Below are 15,711 nucleotides of genomic sequence, written 5' to 3'. Positions count from 1 at the left end.
CCGCACGGGATAAATCTCGAGGGCAGACCCGATGTCACGTCCGGTTTTCCTTGCACCATTGGATTGTCGCTCTACCCTGCCGGGCAGGAGATGAACATCATGACCACAGACGACATCTGGCGCTTGAGCGCCACTGAACTATCCACCTTGACCCGCGCCGGAGATCTTTCCGCCGAGGCGGCCGTGCAGGCCTCGATTGACCGAATGACTGCGGTGAATCCAGGTCTCAACGCGGTGGTCGAAGACCTAAGCGCCCAGGCCCTGAGCCGGGCGCAGGATCTCGACAGGGCACGCAGCGCCGGGGCGGCGCCGGGACCGCTTCAAGGGCTGCCGGTGACCATCAAGATCAATGTTGATCAAAAAGGCCATGCCACCTCCAACGGGGTGACAGCGCTGAAAGACCTGATCGCCCCAGAGGATGCTCCGGTGGTGGCCAATCTGGAACGCGCTGGCGCGGTGGTGATTGGCCGGACCAATACGCCGGAATTCTCCTTTCGCGCCGACACCGACAACCCCCTGCATGGCCGCACCCATAACCCCTGGGGCCGCCATATTTCTCCCGGAGGTTCCTCTGGCGGCGCCGGCGCTGCGGTGATGGCCGGGATTGGCGCATTGGCGCATGGCAATGATATTGGCGGCTCCCTGCGGTTTCCGGCAGCCGCCAATGGGGCGGTGACGGTTAAGCCGGGACTGGGACGGGTCGCTGCCTGGAACCCAAGCCAAAAGGCGGAACGCGGGCTGTTGGCGCAGTCCATGTCAGTACAGGGGCTGATCACTCGCTCGGCAGCGGATCTACATCTGGCGATGCCGTCGCTGATTGCACCAGATGCCCGCGACCCCTTTCACGTCCCCCTGCCCTGGCGTGGCGAGTCCATGGACGGGCCGATCAAGGTTGCCTTTACCCGCAACACCTTTGGCTATGATCTGCACCCCGAAGTCAATCTGGCGCTGGAGACCGCCCGCGATGCGCTGGTCGAGGCCGGATATGTCGTCGAAGAGGTCGAGCCCCCCAATGTCTTTGAGGCCGGGCGCACCGGTTACCGGGCGCTAATGGGTGAAGTCTACGCGATGATGAAACAGGATGTGGACGCCGCCGGCTCGGAGACCGTGCGTCAGATCTTTGAGGTCTATTTTCAGGAATTTCCGCCCTTTGCCGGGGTTGAGCTGTTGGAGATGATGGCGAAGCGCAGCCACTATGCGCGGCAATGGTCCCTGTTCCTGCAGGACTACCCGCTGGTGCTGACCCCGTTCCTGCCGCAACCCTTTTTCAAACCCGACCGCGACACCGAAGGCGCCGAGGGCGTTCACGAGGTGCTGGGCTGCGCGGTCTATTCCTATGCAATGAACTACCTGGGGCTGCCTGCGGGCTGCGTCCCTGCCCGCTTGGCCCCGCTTCCCAGTGGCCCACAGCCGATCAACGTGCAGATCGTCTCTCGGCGTTGGCGCGAAGACATGGCAGTGGATGCCTGTATCGCGATTGAGCAGAGGGTGGGTCGGTTTAGCCCGCATCTTTGGGATCTGATGGATCAGGTGGGATAGCAAGCATCCGCTTTGAGGGCAGGCCTGACTTCGCAAAGAGCTGGCAGAAAGGACACCGGGAGGTGGGAAACCCACTCCCGGTACCTTTCATACCATGAAAACTCTTTCACGCACGACTGCCTTCCGCCAACGAGCCAAAGTCATCGTCCAAAACAATGGCAGCTCCGGCAGACACATGCACCGAACTTGAGCAACCATACTCACAGACTGCCTCAACCCAAGAGGGTTAGACCAGCCCTCCTCACGGGAATGTGATCGCATTTCGCACGAAATATTTTTGACAAAAACGTAAAAAAATCAGCTTACATAGCTGATTTTTTTAATATTTTGAGAGTCTCAATAAGAGCCTTCAGGTGAATTGTTCGGAGATCAGACGCTCTTCCAGCCCATGGCCGGGGTCAAACAGGATCCTGTGGCGAATGCTGGGCTCTGTCTGAATCTCCACCCATTGGATGTCCGGACAGGAGATAGAATCCGCATCCGCCATCACCGGGCGTTTGTCTGCCTCCAGCACATCAAAACGCACCTTGGCATTGCTCGGCAACAGGGCGCCCTGCCAGCGGCGCGGTCGAAAAGCGGCGATGGCCGTGAGCGCCAGCACATCCGACCCAATGGGCAGGATCGGCCCATGGGCCGAATAGTTGTAGGCGGTAGATCCCGCTGGGGTAGAGACCAGCGCCCCATCGCAGACCAGCTCCGCCAATCGCTGCCGCCCATCCACCGAGATCTTCAATCGCGCGGCCTGCGGGCCAGCCCGCAACAGCGACACCTCGTTGATCGCCAGAGCCTTATGACAGATGCCCTGCCGGTCCATCGCCGTCATCGACAGTGGATAGATGATCTCCTCCTCGGCGGCCCGCAGCCGGTCCAGCAGGCCCGTCTCATGATATTCATTCATCAAGAAGCCAACCGTGCCCCGGTTCATGCCATAGACAGGCAATCCCAGATCCACCGCCTCATGCAGGGTTTTCAGCATGAACCCATCGCCGCCCAAGGCCACAATCACCTCGGCCTCTTCCGGCTCTGTATTGCCATGCAGTGTCACCAGGGCGGCACGGGCTGTTTGGGCCACGGGGGCCTCGCTGGCCAAAAAGGCGATTCTCATAGTCACTAAACTCTGTTTCCGGTCTGAGCCATTTTGTTCCGAAACAAGCACAGCTGAACCACAAAGACCAGAGTTGCCGCTCTATCGCGAGTGATTGCCGCTTTACAGCCTTTAAGAACCATGAAGTTTCCGATAGGAAATTCCCCAGATGACCCAATCCTGCCACTTCCTATCAAACGGAGCCACCATGACCGCGACCACCCGTGACCCCGGATTTTTCACTGAAGCCCTGGCCGAACGTGACCCCGAACTTTTTGGCGCAATGACCGACGAGCTGCAGCGCCAGCGCGACGAGATCGAGCTGATTGCCTCTGAGAATATCGTCTCTGCCGCCGTGATGGAAGCGCAGGGTTCGGTTCTGACAAACAAATATGCAGAAGGCTACCCAGGCCGCCGTTACTATGGCGGTTGCCAGCATGTCGATGTTGCCGAAAACCTCGCCATTGATCGCGCCAAACAGCTGTTTGGCTGTGACTTCGCCAATGTGCAGCCAAACTCCGGCTCCCAGGCCAACCAGGGCGTGTTTCAGGCGCTGATCAAACCCGGTGATACCATCCTGGGCATGGATCTCTCTGCCGGTGGCCACCTGACCCATGGCGCCCGCCCCAACCAGTCGGGCAAATGGTTCAACGCCGTGCACTACGGTGTGCGTGAAGACGACAACCTGATCGACTATGACCAGATCCAGGCCCTGGCCAATGAGCACAAACCACAGCTGATCATCGCCGGTGGGTCCGCCATCCCGCGCCAGATCGATTTCGCCAAGTTCCGTGAAATCGCCGATTCCGTTGGCGCCTATTTCATGGTCGACATGGCCCATATCGCTGGTCTGATCGCCGCGGGTGAGCACCCCTCGCCCTTCCCGCATGCCCATGTGGCCACCACCACCACCCACAAAACCCTGCGCGGTCCGCGTGGCGGCATGATCGTCACCAATGACGAGGCCATCGCCAAGAAGGTCAACTCGGCCATCTTCCCAGGCATTCAAGGTGGTCCCCTGATGCATGTGATCGCAGGCAAGGCTGTCGCCTTTGGTGAAGCCCTGCGTCCCGAGTTCAAAGAGTACCAAAAACAGGTCCGCGCAAATGCCGTTGCACTGGCAGATCAGCTGATCAAAGGCGGGTTGGACATTGTCACCGGTGGCACCGACACCCACGTGATGCTGGTTGACCTGCGTCCCAAAGGCGTGACCGGCAACATCGTCGACAAGGCTCTGGGCCGTGCCCATATCACCACCAATAAAAACGGCATTCCGTTTGACCCAGAAAAGCCCACCGTGACCTCGGGCATCCGCCTGGGCACCCCAGCGGGCACCACCCGTGGCTTTGGGGAAGCAGAATTCCGTCAGATCGCAGACCTCATCGTCGAAGTTGTCGATGGCCTGGCTGCCAATGGCGAAGATGGCAACGGTGACGTCGAAGCTGCTGTCCGCGCCAAGGTCTCGGCCCTGTGCGCCCAATTCCCGCTCTATCCAAACCTCTAAGGTTCTGATGGAATGACAAAATTGCACCCTGCCGCTGGATTTACCCGCGGCAGGGTGTTTTACTTTGGGAATGGACAAACACGAACTAAAGGCACGCAGCAAATTTCTCAGCTATTTGCTGCGGCACAGGCCCGGAGCGCTGAACCTGACCATGGATGCCCAGGGCTGGGTCCCGGTCTCTCAGATTATTAAGAATTCGGATCAGCGCATCTCAAAGGCACAAATCACCGAGATTGTGCGTTCAAATGCCAAACAGCGTTTTGAACTCTCGGCTGACGGCAGCAAGATCCGCGCCAACCAGGGTCATTCGATCCTGGTGGATCTGGAGCTGGAGCCGCAAGCACCTCCCGCCACCCTGTTTCATGGCACAGCAGAAGAGAGCGTCGAACAGATCCGGGCGCTTGGCCTGATCAAGGGGACAAGACAGCATGTGCATCTGTCACCAGACTCGGAGACCGCGCACAAGGTGGGACAACGCCATGGGCGTCCTGTGGTGCTGCGCGTCAAAAGCGGTCAAATGCATGCCGCGGGGCACCTGTTTTTCCTGTCCAAGAACGGTGTTTGGCTATGTGATCACGTGGCGCCCGAGTTTTTGGAGTAACCCCGCGCCTATGCGCGCGCCGGGCGGTAGACACAACGGATAAGCTGTGGGCAGATCAGATAAAACCGCGCCAGCGCAGAACAGTCACCAGCAACACAAAAACCACCAAGATTGCAAAGGCAATGCTGCCCAGGATCTCGAGGATGCGGCCCTTTCTCCGATCTGCGACATCAATGGCTTTCAGGTGATTTTTGACTTCCAAAGCGGCCTTGTGCAGGGATTTTTCATCCTGGGTCAGACGCAGTTTGGGGTGTTCCAACAACGGAAGAGCAGCCGCCAGGCGCATCCCCTGATTATAGATCCGTCGTGGCAACTGGCGCCGCGCCTTGCCCAAAGCGGCTGCCAGATCTCCCGAAACCTCGGCTCGGGATTTCAGCAAGTCCTGCAGCTCTTCGATCTCGTCAAAGATATCTCTGGCCATGACTATTGCTCCGCGCTCATCGGGGGTGCCAGCCACGCCCCGCTTTCCTTTGTGATGTCATTACCGCAAGCCTTGGCGCGCCTCAATGGCTCTGCCGCTAAGGGGTGGCTCAATGGCTCTGGCAAAGTCTGCCCCCGAGCGCTATCACTGCGCCATGCTGAACTACATCCTACATGGCTCCCCCACCGACAAACCCGCGCTCCTGGTTGTGCATGGCCTCTATGGCTCGGCCCGTAACTGGGGCGTGATCTGCAAAAGACTCTCGGATGAGCGGCAAGTGGTGGCTGTCGATCTGCGCAACCACGGGCAAAGCCCCTGGACAGACAGCCACAGCTACACCGAAATGGCCGAGGATCTGGCCGAGGTGATTGAAAAACATGGCGGTCAGATGGATGTGATCGGCCATTCCATGGGCGGCAAAGCCGCCATGATGCTGGCGCTCAACCATCCTGAAATGGTGCATCGCCTGATCGTCGCGGATATCGCCCCTGTAACCTACACACACAGCCAGATTCAATTCATCGAAGCCATGAAATCGGTTGATTTCGACCGGGTGGAGCGCCGCCCGGATGTTGAAGTTCAGCTGGCCGAGGCGGGTGTCGAACCCGCCCTGCAGAGCTTTTTCACCCAGTCGCTTGATATTCCAAATAGGGGCTGGCGGCTCAATCTGGACACATTGGCCCGGCATATGCCCGACATCATGTCCTTCCCCCAGACCACGGCCCAGTGGCCAGGGGCTGTGCTTTTTTTATCCGGTGCCAACTCGGACTACGTGCTGCGCGAACACCGCACGGTCATTCTGCCACGCTTCCCCAATTCCCGCTTTGCCAAGATCCCCGGCGCCGGCCATTGGCTGCATGCGGAAAAACCGCGCGAATTCGAAGCCAATGCGCGGGCCTTCCTAAACGCCTAGGGGCTTCGCCCCCGGAATGGTCCTGACAGTCTGCGGCCTATGATAAAGCCCGGCAGATCAGGGACCGCCGGGCTTGGGGGGAATTGCCGACTTAATGCGCCGAGTTCTGATAGAGCTGGCGCGCCACAAACCAAGCCACCGGCAGCCCCAGGACCGCCCCGGCGACAGCCGCGAGCAGGATGGCTTTGACGGAAACAAAGCCCGCGACCAGCACGGCGATCACGCCGACCCCAGCCAGAGAGCTGCCAATGAGAGAATAAAGAATGGATGCAAGGCGCAACATGCGGGCCTCCTCGGGTATCTGGTTAGCTATGTGAATCACTTGCTAACGAAAACCGACCTGCTGCACCTTGATCCGGATCAGTTCGCCTCAGGGTGTCATGCCGCGATCGACCGGTTCCTCGACCGCTGCACCCGCCTCTTTCCACTCGGCAAAGCCGCCAAGGTTGTAGACTTCACCAAATCCCATATCCTTGAGCAACTTGCCCGCCAAAGCCGCACGGCCACCGCTGGCGCAATGCAACACCACTGTCCGGTCCGGGCGCAGGGCAGGATCGTGAAACGGGCTGTTGGGGTCGGCGCGAAACTCCAACATACCTCGCGAGATGTGATGTGATCCGGTCGCACGGCCTTGCGCCTCCAACTCTGGCGCGTCACGGACATCCAGCAACAAAGCACCCTGCGCAACCAAGTCCTGTGCCTTGGCAACCGAAATCCGCGCCACGGCTGCATTGGCTTCTGCCATCATCTCTTGCAAAGAAACTGCCATCTCTCTCTCCTGAAACTCTGCCGGCACCGCAAAATTGCCTGCCAGTTTGCGCCAAAATGGCGCTGTTTCAAAGCGGAGGAAAGCCCTGTTCCCAGAGATGTGACCATTTCCCCCTGCCGCTGTTTTGATCAAGCCTGCCTTTTTATCAATCAGGAGGAAGATTCACTGCGTGAATCCAGCAGGATAGATAGGAAACTGTTCGCCCATAGAGATTTAGCTCCCGAGGTCGCCAGAACGAAGAGTGGGGACTGCACATTCGGTTCGCTTGCTTAGGCGTCAGGACCAAAGCTGCCTGCGCGAAATTTGTTCGGACCTCTGCCGCTGGCAGCGCGCCTTCAGGCGTTCAGGATTGTTGATATCCAGGGCTCCACTATCCTGCTGAATTTGGTGCATCTCATCGTAAAATCCCTCCTGGCATCAACCACCTAGGCCCCTGAAAGCATTGCCGAGATGTGTCTGGTTGCGCTCAGACAGGAGGGGCCGGTTCTGCTTAGCAGACATCACCTGTTCTACCTTATCTTAACCGCGGCAATGGCGGGCTTTTTCAGGGCGTGATGAACGTATTGGCAAGCCTCCCCCTGGATCATAAGGTGCCTCATGACTAAAACACCCCATACCAAGATCTGCTGCATTCCCCAAAGAGACGGCACTTCTATAAACCTGCCAACACCCGTTTTGTCAGGAAAATCAATGCTGCGCCCGGCACCCGATGCTGTGCTTATTCCTGGGGGGGCTTCGCTGCTAGGAACGCAGAACCCCCAGATTCCAGATGATGGCGAAGATCCGATGCGCAAGACACGGATCAAACCCTTTCGGATGGGGGCGACCAGCGTAACCAATGCCCAGTTCAAAGCCTTTGTCGAGGCCACAGGCTATGTCACCGAAGCCGAAAGGTTTGGCTGGTCCTTTGTGTTTTGGGCGCAGGTGCCCGAGTCCTTAGGAGCAACGCAGGGCGTGATTGACATCGAATGGTGGCGCCGTGTTGATGGGGCCAACTGGCGCGACATCAATGGGCCCGGCACCATGGCTGAACACTGGCATCCAGACCATCCGGTGGTCCAGGTGTCCTGGAATGACGCGCGGGCCTATGCGGACTGGGTGGGCGGGCGCCTTCCCACCGAAGCAGAATGGGAACATGCGGCCCGCGGCGGCATGGGCGATGTCCGGTTTCCCTGGGGCGATCAAGAACCCAATGACACGGATTTTCAGCCCTGCAATATCTGGCAGGGCCGCTTTCCAGAAGTGAACACCGCCAAAGATGGCTTTGCAGCCACGGCTCCGGCACAGTTCTATGACCCCAATGGTTATGGGCTTTACAATCTGGTGGGCAATGTCTGGGAATGGACGGCCGAAGCCTATCGGATCAAATCACTCAAGAAACATGTGCGCCAGCGTCTTGCCGGGATGAAGGGCTATAAGCTGAGCAAGGGCGGGTCCTTCCTGTGCCATAAATCCTATTGCTACCGCTACAGGATCGCCGCGCGGTCCGGAACCTCGCCGGATAGCGCGACAACACATCAGGGGTTTCGCGTAGTTTGGCCTACGTGACTGCCTTGCGCTAATCGCTTTGCTGTCCTGAGACTGGCGATAACGCTGCTTGCCAATCGAATCGCCGCAAATGCATCAAGATTGGGTGTCTGCACAACAGCATGGTTTTCACAGGGCATTGCCTGCGCCTGAAGTTGGTCAGACAGGATGACTAGCAGGTTGGGCGGGTTCTTGTTCAAGCGTCAGACCTGGAAGAATAGACATCACTCCTGCCAATTGAAGCAAGGTTGTTTTTCCCCGCAAGTCCCATGGTGGTACGCAGCTCTTTTTGCAGAATTTCAAGCAGATGCGAAATTCCCGGCTGCCCCATAGCGCCCAGTGCATAGACCATTGCACGGCCCAACAGAACGCCAGAGGCCCCCTGCGCGCGCGCCCGGAAAATGTCCATTCCCGTGCGCACCCCGGAATCCAGCATCAATTCCATGTCATCCCCCACGGCCTCCGCGATCCTTGGCAGCCAGGAAATAGAGCTTCCCGCCCCGTCCAATTGGCGACCGCCATGATTGGAGACAACGATGGTTTCAATCCCCATGCCCGCAGCAATCTTGGCGTCTTCGGCGTCCATGATGCCTTTCAGGATGATCGGGCCATCCCATTCCCTGCGGATCCATTCCACATCTGCCCAGTCCAACGAGGGGTCAACCATCTCCACCGCCCAGGTCAGCAGGCTGCTGATGTCATCAATGCCCTTGGCATGGCCGATGACATTGCCAAAGCTCTTGTAGGGCGTAGCGGCCATTTCCATCGCCCAACGGGGTTTGGTCGCGATATTGAGCATGTTTTTCAGGTTGGGCCGGATCGACAGCTGGTTTTTTACATCCTTGTGGCGTTGCCCCAAAATGGAAAGATCCATGGTGACCACCAGCTTGGAACACCCTGCAGCCTTGGCGCGATGGATCAGATCCCGGACAAAATCCCGATCCTTGACCACATAGAGTTGAAACCAAAAGGGCTGCCCCGTGGCCTCGGCCACCTGTTCAATAGAGCAGATCGACATGGTGGACAGAATGAAGGGGACGCCAAAATCACGTGCAGCTTTGGCTACCTTGATCTCGCCCCCGGCATTCTGAATCCCCAGCATGCCAACCGGTGCAAAGGCCACGGGCAGGTTGGCGGCCTCCCCGGCCAATAGGGCCGAGGTGTCGATATCCGTGATATCCCTGCCAACCCTTTGGCGGATGTTCAGGTTCTGAAAATCGGCCTCGTTCCGGCGAAAGGTGGTCTCGGTGTAAGAGCCGCTTTCCGCATAGTCATAAAACATCTTTGGAACGCGGCGTTTGTACAGCTGGCGGAAATCTTCAACGCAGGTGATGGCTGGCATTGCTGAGCTCTCCCTATGCCATGCCAACAGGCGTCTGGTTGGGACGCATATCATCTGGGCGTGTCATCAGGATCAGGGTTAGATCAGATTTCAATGCGGCATAGTCCGGATCATCAAACACATTGGTCAGCTCATCCGGATCCTTTTCCAGATCATACATCTCCCCGGCGCCGGATTTCAGGTCCACCGTCAGTTTGGCGGTTTTGCTCCGGACCGTGCGCAGGGACAGACCCACGCCTACCCGGCCCGGCAGCAGCTCCCATTCGCTGAGCGCGCCCTCGCGGGTGCCGTCGCCGCTGATAACGTCGCGCATGGAGCGCCCGTGGATCTCCATCAGGCTGTTGGCATCGGCCCAATCCATAAATGTGGCTCCCAGATCCAGCGTCGAGAGCGGCTCATGGCTGACCTTGCCCACAGGAACGTCCGGACCTTTGACAATGGCACGCACATTCAGCAGGCCTTCAAAGGGCATCGGTCCCTTTAGCACCAGACCGTGATCCCCCAGCCAATCGCCATGGTCGGCCGTGTAGACGATATAGGTATTCTCCGCGAGGCCCTGGGCTTCGAGCTCCGCGATGATACGGCCAACCGAATGGTCAATCAGCGAGAGCTGCCCATAGGTATTGGCAATGATCTCGCGCAGATGCGCATCCGAGACCTCAGGGAAGCGCGAGTAGCTGGTCCGGATCTCCGCTCCCTTGCCCTCAATCTTGGTTTCGACCGCAGCCTGGTGCCACCAGGGGCGGCCCTCAAAGTCACGGGTGCGATGCTCCGGCAGATCGACGTCTTCGGGTTTGTGAAGCGAAGCCCAGGGTTCGGGGCAGTCAAAAGGATGATGCGGATCAGGAAAGGAAACCCACATGCAGAAAGGCTTGTCATGATCCTGTTTCAGGAAATCAATCGCCCTGTCAGCGATCCAGGTCGAGTTATGCCAGGCCACCGGCAGCTTTGAAGTCCAGACCTGCGGCGCTCCGTTGTGGTCTTTGTGGCTTTCCCACAGCAGTTTGTTTTTCTGTTCTCCGCGTCCATCGCCATAGTACCATTCCTCATAGGCCAGCCCATGCGGGGGCGTTTCGGGCAGCCACCAGTTGTGGCCGATATGGACCAGCTCGGCATGGTCAAAGCCCATGTAGGGGCCGCGCCAACCTTCGGGCACCTTGGCTGAACCGGGAATGGATTCCACCGTGTCGTGGTCCTCAAACACATGGTAGGTAGAGAAATGCGCCTTGCCGATTTTGGCGGTGTGATAGCCTGCTGCCGACAGGGATGCGGCAAAGCCCTTTTCGCCAATCTCGGGGTCCAGATCGATGCCATTGTCATGCACCCCATGGGTGCGCGGCAGCAGCCCTGTCAGGATCGAGGCCCGTGCGGGCTGGCAGACCACGCAGGGCGTGACCACGGTTTCCAGACTGATGCCCTCGCTGGCCAGCATATCCAGGTGCGGCGTGTAGACATTGCGCCCACGAAACCCATAGCAATCGCCGCGCTGCTGGTCCGAGGTGATGAACAGAATATTGGGTTTGGAAGTTGCATCGGTCATTTTTATCTCCGTTGACAGGGGCAATTGCCCCGTTCGGTTATTTCAGTCTGGGGCCGCCGCGCAGCCAGCCCGCGCCGCAGATGATGGCGGTGGCCAGGATCAGGAAGATCACGGAAATCGGGCTGCGGAACAGGAACCAGGGATCGCTGCCCGTGGCCTCGAATGCGCTACGGATGGTGGTTTCCAGCGGGCCTGCCAGGATATAGGCGATGACAAAGGGTAGGATCGGAATATCGGTGGACCGCATGAGGTACCCAAGTGCACCAAAGAACAGCAGCACATAGACGTCGCTCATATTGCTGCCCTGCACATAGACCGAGGTCAGCGTCAGCAGCAGAACAATCGGCAACAGGATCTGTTTGGGCACATGGATCAGCCCGCCCAAGAGACGCATGAACCAGGCCCCCGTTGTCCAGTTCAACAGATTGGCCGCAACCATCAGAGTGAACAGCGCAAAGGCCACCACCAGTTCGGGATTGACCTCATCCGCGGAAAAGCGGAACACCGATGGGCCGGGATTGAACCCACCGATGGTATCGGCCGCCAGGATGATGAACACGGCCGCCACATTGCCGGGAATGCCGAGGCTCAGCGCTGGGATCAGATTGGCGCCTGACACCGCGGAGTTCGCGGCTTCGGTCGCAGCGATGCCTTCTGGTGCACCTTTTCCAAAATCGACCTCGCCTTTGTGCATCTTGCGCCCAGCCGTATAGCCAAGAGCCGCGGCGAGTGTCGTGCCGATCCCCGGCAGCGCGCCAATGACCGTGCCAATGCTCATGGAGACACCGATAAAGGGCAGCAGTTTGCGTCGCTCACCCATGCTGAGCGAGGTATCCCCCGGTGCGATCTTGGGCGGGGCTTTCTGCTTTTCGCGGGCAGAGCGCCACATGTCTTCAAAGCTAACAAAGATCTCGCCAACCACCAGAACGCCGATCACCACCGCTATTGTTGGCAGGCCGGAAGCAAGCACATCGCTGCCCATCGACAGACGCGGATAGGAGTCGGTGCCCGTGGCGATGGAAGCCACCAGAAGGCCAAAGCAGGCGGCAAGAATGCCCTTGAAGGTATCGTTCCCGACGACCACCGCGACAAAGGAGAGCGACAGGATCATCAGTGCGGATTTCTCGGGCAGGCCCAGAAAGGCCTCGATCGAAATCGCCAGAAACGGCGCGCAGACAAAGAGCACAATGTCAGAAAACGTATCGCCACTGACGGAGGCAAAATGCGCAACCCGCAGGGCCTTGCCGCCCTGACCGTTTTTGGCCATCGGATAACCATCCAGCGTGGTCATAAAGGCATCCGGGGTGCCCGGCGTATTGAACAGGATGGCAGGCACGGCACCGCCAACCGTTGCCCCCTTCATCACCCCGACCAGAAAACCAAACACCGGCAGCAGTGCATCTGGTGTGAAGCCAAAGATCGAAATCAGGATCGGCAGCGCCAGTGCCATGGCAAAGGGGCCGGACAAACCCGGTGTGGCACCAATCAAGACCCCGATAAAGAAGCCCAGGGCCACCAACAGGATCGGCCAGGACAGAACAATCGGGCCTAGAACGATGGCCGGATTGCCAAAGAGGGCCTCCATGACGCCGGCCAGGATGTATTCTAGCCCCCCCATCAGATGTCACCGTTGGGGGGCAGAAGAAGGTTGTCAAAAGGCAGATCATAGATCAGCGCGATCAGCACTGTTGAGACCAGAGCCAGAAAGACAAACCTCCAGCTGAATCTATGGCTTGTCAGGGCAGTAAAACAGAAAATCATAAAGCTGCCTCCGATGACAAAACCAATGTATTTCCAGGGCGCAGTGTCTAACAGTTGGCGATATGAGATCTCGCCGGAAAACCAGAGCCAGACGATGAAGGGTCCGCTCGCCTGCATAAGGGTCAGCCCCAGTGCCATAACAAGGCAACTCGTTACCAAAAAAACTGGGGAGATCACGCGGTGGAGGCCATTGGGGACAAGGACAATGGCCCGCACCAGCATCACCAAACCAGCCAGCAGCATTCCTGCGGCGGCAAAACTCGGCAACATGGCATCCCCAATGCGGATGGTCCGGCGCCAGACATCAACAATTCCTGTGTCGATGTCTGCAGGTATCCAAACAACAAGGGCCACGAGAGCAGAGCAAATTGCAACAAGGCCGAGCACGGTTTCACGTAATTTACCTGGATGATCCATTGCTCCCCCCCCCGTGTTTTCAGGTGATCATTCGACAGTTGCGTTCAGCAAGGCTTCAGCATCCGCCAGTTCGCCTTCGACATAGCTGCGTGCCTCATCCCCGGTCATGACCTTGATGGTCAAAGCCTTGGAAATGAAGGCGTTGGATTTGGTGCCATCCTTCTGCACCACGGTAGAGATGGCATCAGACAGCGCCAGTCTTGCGTCATCCGGCAGACCTGCAGGGGCAATGGCCACGAAGGTTGCACCAAAGAAGAAGTCAACACCGATCTCTGCCAGAGTCTGCGCATCTGGAGATACCCGCAGCGGCTTGTCTTCACCGTTGGCCAGGTTGAGCAGATCACCGGCAGAAACGCCTGATTTTTGCGGGCCAGCAACCCAGCCAATATCCACATCTGATGCATTGACGGCATTCAGGACCGCCTTGCCACCTTTGTAGCTGGAAACGATGTTGAATTCGACACCGTTCACCTTGCCGATATAGTAGGACCCATCGGCCAATCTGGGGGTCATCGCCCCAAAGGAGATTTCCTCCCCGGCCTTGGCCGCTGCAATCACGTCGGACATGTTTTTCCAACCACGATCAGATTTGGCAACGATGCCCATCTGTGTGCCAGCCAGGGTGCTAAGGTATTCAAAATCACTGGTTGCATAGCCAGGATCACGTGCGGCCAAGACGCCATAGGCAAAAGTGTCGGTGATCCCAACGCCGATGGTCAGCCCATCAGCGGCTGAGTCTTTCACCGAACGTGCCATCACGCCTCCGCCAGCGCCGGTGACATTCTCGGGCAGCAGGGTCCAGCCATATTCGGCCTGGATATCTTCAGCGATCAGCCGCGCCATGGTGTCAGCCCCACCGCCAGCTTTAAAACCAATCTGGAGCTTGATCGGGCCCGATGGGGCCCAGTCCGCATAGGCTGCAGACACGGATAGTATCGCTGCGGCAGCAGCGCTCAAAAGCGTTTTCATGTTTCCTCCCTTTCGCTCAACAAGGTTGAACTGACCTCAGCTTACGAGAAGAAATATAGACCCGGAAATATTACTTGCATATGCTAGCTATAACCTAATGGTTATTGGAGAGCCTGAAATGCGCCCAAGGCAGTTGTATCAGTTCCTGGCTATTTGTCGGCAAGGCTCTATGTCGGCTGCCGCCCATGAACTGGGCATCGCACAGCCTGCACTCAGCAAACAGATCCTTCAATTGGAGCATGAGTTACAGGTCGAGCTTTTTGAACGCCATTCTCGCGGGGTCACACTGACCAAACCCGGTGAGAGATTAAGGTCGGAAGCCACCGAGTTAATCCGCCGTATTGAGGCCATAAAAACGTCGATCCTGCGGCAGGACGACAACATAACAGGCACCGTCAATGTTGCAGTCATTGCCTCGCTTGCCCCTGTTCTGGCTGTCGAGCTCTATCCGCGCATGGAGCAGCACTACCCTGGAATTACCCTGCATATTGCCGACCATTCCTCAGAACAGGCAGGGCAGGCCCTGTTAAACCAGGAGGCCGAGCTCGCCGTCACCTCCAATGCAGCAACTGATTTGCCGCAGGCCCAGACGCATCCTCTGTTTGAGGAAAGCTTCTTTTTTGTCAGCCGGACAACGCCGCACGGTCGTACCAAACCCCTGCCGCTCGCAGAGGCCGCGGCCCAGCCTTTGGTCTTGCCGTTTCACAATCATGATCTGCGCCGTCGTCTGGAGGACGCCGCGCGCGGCATCGGTGTGTCCCTGAATGTCAAATATGAAACCAGCAGCATCAATGTTCTAGGCGCAATTGTTGAACAGGGTCTGGCAGCCAGCATCGTGCCTGTGACCTATTGGCTGGACCGAATTGCCGCCGGCCGCATTGGCGCTCAGCTGGTTGTTGACCCCAGCGTCACTCGGGTGCATTCCCTGTGCTGGATGCCGGGTCGGCCAATGTCGGCTGCAACCAAGGTTGTTCATGACACTCTGGTCATGGAAATCCAATCGCTGATTTCAGGCGGGAAACTCTCCGGGAAACTAATTCAAGTCTGAGGCTTTGCTGATTTCACGATAAGGTTTGTAGCGGAAATCCCTTTGGAAAGGCTTGCGAAGAGTTGGCATCCCAGTCAACTTTGCAGAGGCCCCAACCGCGACCTCTTGCGCCGCATATTTTGAAAAACGCGATAGATCTCCAAAGCGACAAGTGGACCAAAGTGTACAAGTGCGGCGGCTATGCCTCCCCAATTGTGCAGAGCAGCCCAGTGGACAAGGGTCAAAACAGCCGCGACATAGACACAGCGTTGCAGTGTTTTCCAGCGGGGGCCTAAT

15 protein-coding genes are annotated in these 15,711 nt (G+C 58.0%); 6 read left to right on the top strand and 9 right to left on the bottom strand.

The window, feature by feature from the left end:
- Positions 1-99: 99 nt before the first annotated feature.
- Positions 100-1,539 (top strand): amidase family protein, encoded by a 1,440-nt coding sequence (locus AN476_RS18480; protein ID WP_054463255.1) that lies wholly within the window; start codon positions 100-102, stop codon positions 1,537-1,539.
- A gap of 349 nt (positions 1,540-1,888) precedes the next feature.
- Here the strand turns inward: AN476_RS18480 and AN476_RS18475 are convergent, their stop codons facing one another.
- Complete coding sequence (locus AN476_RS18475) at positions 1,889-2,644, bottom strand: NAD kinase (protein WP_054463254.1); 756 nt, start codon at positions 2,642-2,644, stop codon at positions 1,889-1,891.
- A 187-nt stretch (positions 2,645-2,831) separates the two neighbouring features.
- On the opposite strand from AN476_RS18475, the gene glyA reads away from it, so the two are divergent.
- Both glyA and AN476_RS18465 read left to right on the top strand, forming a co-directional pair.
- Positions 2,832-4,127: a serine hydroxymethyltransferase gene (gene glyA, locus AN476_RS18470; protein ID WP_054463253.1), complete on the top strand. Its 1,296-nt coding sequence runs from the start codon at positions 2,832-2,834 to the stop codon at positions 4,125-4,127.
- A 70-nt stretch (positions 4,128-4,197) separates the two neighbouring features.
- Positions 4,198-4,728: an RNA 2'-phosphotransferase gene (locus AN476_RS18465; protein WP_054463252.1), complete on the top strand. Its 531-nt coding sequence runs from the start codon at positions 4,198-4,200 to the stop codon at positions 4,726-4,728.
- Between the two features lie 55 nt (positions 4,729-4,783).
- Here AN476_RS18465 and AN476_RS18460 read toward each other — a convergent pair whose 3' ends face one another.
- On the bottom strand, positions 4,784-5,185 hold the full coding sequence (locus AN476_RS18460) for a hypothetical protein (protein WP_371257371.1): 402 nt from the start codon (positions 5,183-5,185) through the stop codon (positions 4,784-4,786).
- A 76-nt stretch (positions 5,186-5,261) separates the two neighbouring features.
- Between AN476_RS18460 and AN476_RS18455 the strand changes: the two genes are divergently transcribed.
- Positions 5,262-6,062 carry an alpha/beta fold hydrolase gene (locus AN476_RS18455; RefSeq protein ID WP_371257370.1) on the top strand — a complete coding sequence of 267 codons (801 nt, stop codon included), beginning with the start codon at positions 5,262-5,264 and terminating at the stop codon, positions 6,060-6,062.
- A 91-nt stretch (positions 6,063-6,153) separates the two neighbouring features.
- Here AN476_RS18455 and AN476_RS18450 read toward each other — a convergent pair whose 3' ends face one another.
- Together AN476_RS18450 and AN476_RS18445 are read right to left on the bottom strand one after the other, a co-directional pair.
- Entirely contained in the window at positions 6,154-6,345 is a 192-nt protein-coding gene (locus AN476_RS18450; protein WP_054463251.1) for a hypothetical protein, read from the bottom strand.
- A gap of 87 nt (positions 6,346-6,432) precedes the next feature.
- The gene (locus AN476_RS18445) at positions 6,433-6,831 is read right to left on the bottom strand and encodes a rhodanese-like domain-containing protein (protein WP_054463310.1); all 399 of its coding nucleotides are present in this window, start codon (positions 6,829-6,831) and stop codon (positions 6,433-6,435) included.
- Positions 6,832-7,521: 690 nt separating this feature from the next.
- Between AN476_RS18445 and AN476_RS18440 the strand changes: the two genes are divergently transcribed.
- The gene (locus AN476_RS18440; RefSeq protein WP_253279933.1) at positions 7,522-8,379 is read left to right on the top strand and encodes a formylglycine-generating enzyme family protein; all 858 of its coding nucleotides are present in this window, start codon (positions 7,522-7,524) and stop codon (positions 8,377-8,379) included.
- 175 nt (positions 8,380-8,554) lie between these two features.
- Here the strand turns inward: AN476_RS18440 and AN476_RS18435 are convergent, their stop codons facing one another.
- The 5 genes from AN476_RS18435 to AN476_RS18415 are packed head-to-tail and all read right to left on the bottom strand — an operon-like array spanning position 8,555 to position 14,387.
- Complete coding sequence (locus AN476_RS18435) at positions 8,555-9,700, bottom strand: alpha-hydroxy acid oxidase (RefSeq protein WP_054463250.1); 1,146 nt, start codon at positions 9,698-9,700, stop codon at positions 8,555-8,557.
- A 13-nt stretch (positions 9,701-9,713) separates the two neighbouring features.
- On the bottom strand, positions 9,714-11,240 hold the full coding sequence (locus AN476_RS18430; RefSeq protein ID WP_054463249.1) for a sulfatase-like hydrolase/transferase: 1,527 nt from the start codon (positions 11,238-11,240) through the stop codon (positions 9,714-9,716).
- Between the two features lie 37 nt (positions 11,241-11,277).
- Positions 11,278-12,858, bottom strand: a complete 1,581-nt coding sequence (locus AN476_RS18425; protein ID WP_253279932.1) for a tripartite tricarboxylate transporter permease — start codon at positions 12,856-12,858, stop codon at positions 11,278-11,280.
- Positions 12,858-13,418, bottom strand: coding sequence for a hypothetical protein (locus AN476_RS18420; protein WP_054463248.1), 561 nt, complete (start codon positions 13,416-13,418; stop codon positions 12,858-12,860). Before AN476_RS18420 ends, AN476_RS18425 begins: the two co-directional genes overlap by 1 nt.
- A gap of 27 nt (positions 13,419-13,445) precedes the next feature.
- A complete protein-coding gene (locus AN476_RS18415; RefSeq protein ID WP_054463247.1) occupies positions 13,446-14,387 on the bottom strand; it encodes a tripartite tricarboxylate transporter substrate binding protein in 942 nt (313 codons plus the stop codon).
- Positions 14,388-14,484: 97 nt separating this feature from the next.
- On the opposite strand from AN476_RS18415, the gene AN476_RS18410 reads away from it, so the two are divergent.
- A complete protein-coding gene (locus tag AN476_RS18410) occupies positions 14,485-15,435 on the top strand; it encodes a LysR family transcriptional regulator (RefSeq protein WP_083464394.1) in 951 nt (316 codons plus the stop codon).
- Positions 15,436-15,711 lie beyond the last annotated feature (276 nt).

Origin of the sequence: Phaeobacter sp. 11ANDIMAR09, assembly GCF_001294455.1 — a bacterium.
Lineage (GTDB): Bacteria > Pseudomonadota > Alphaproteobacteria > Rhodobacterales > Rhodobacteraceae > Pseudophaeobacter.
The sequence above is the reverse complement of the archived record's forward strand: the minus strand, read 5'-3'. Positions and strand labels throughout refer to the sequence as shown.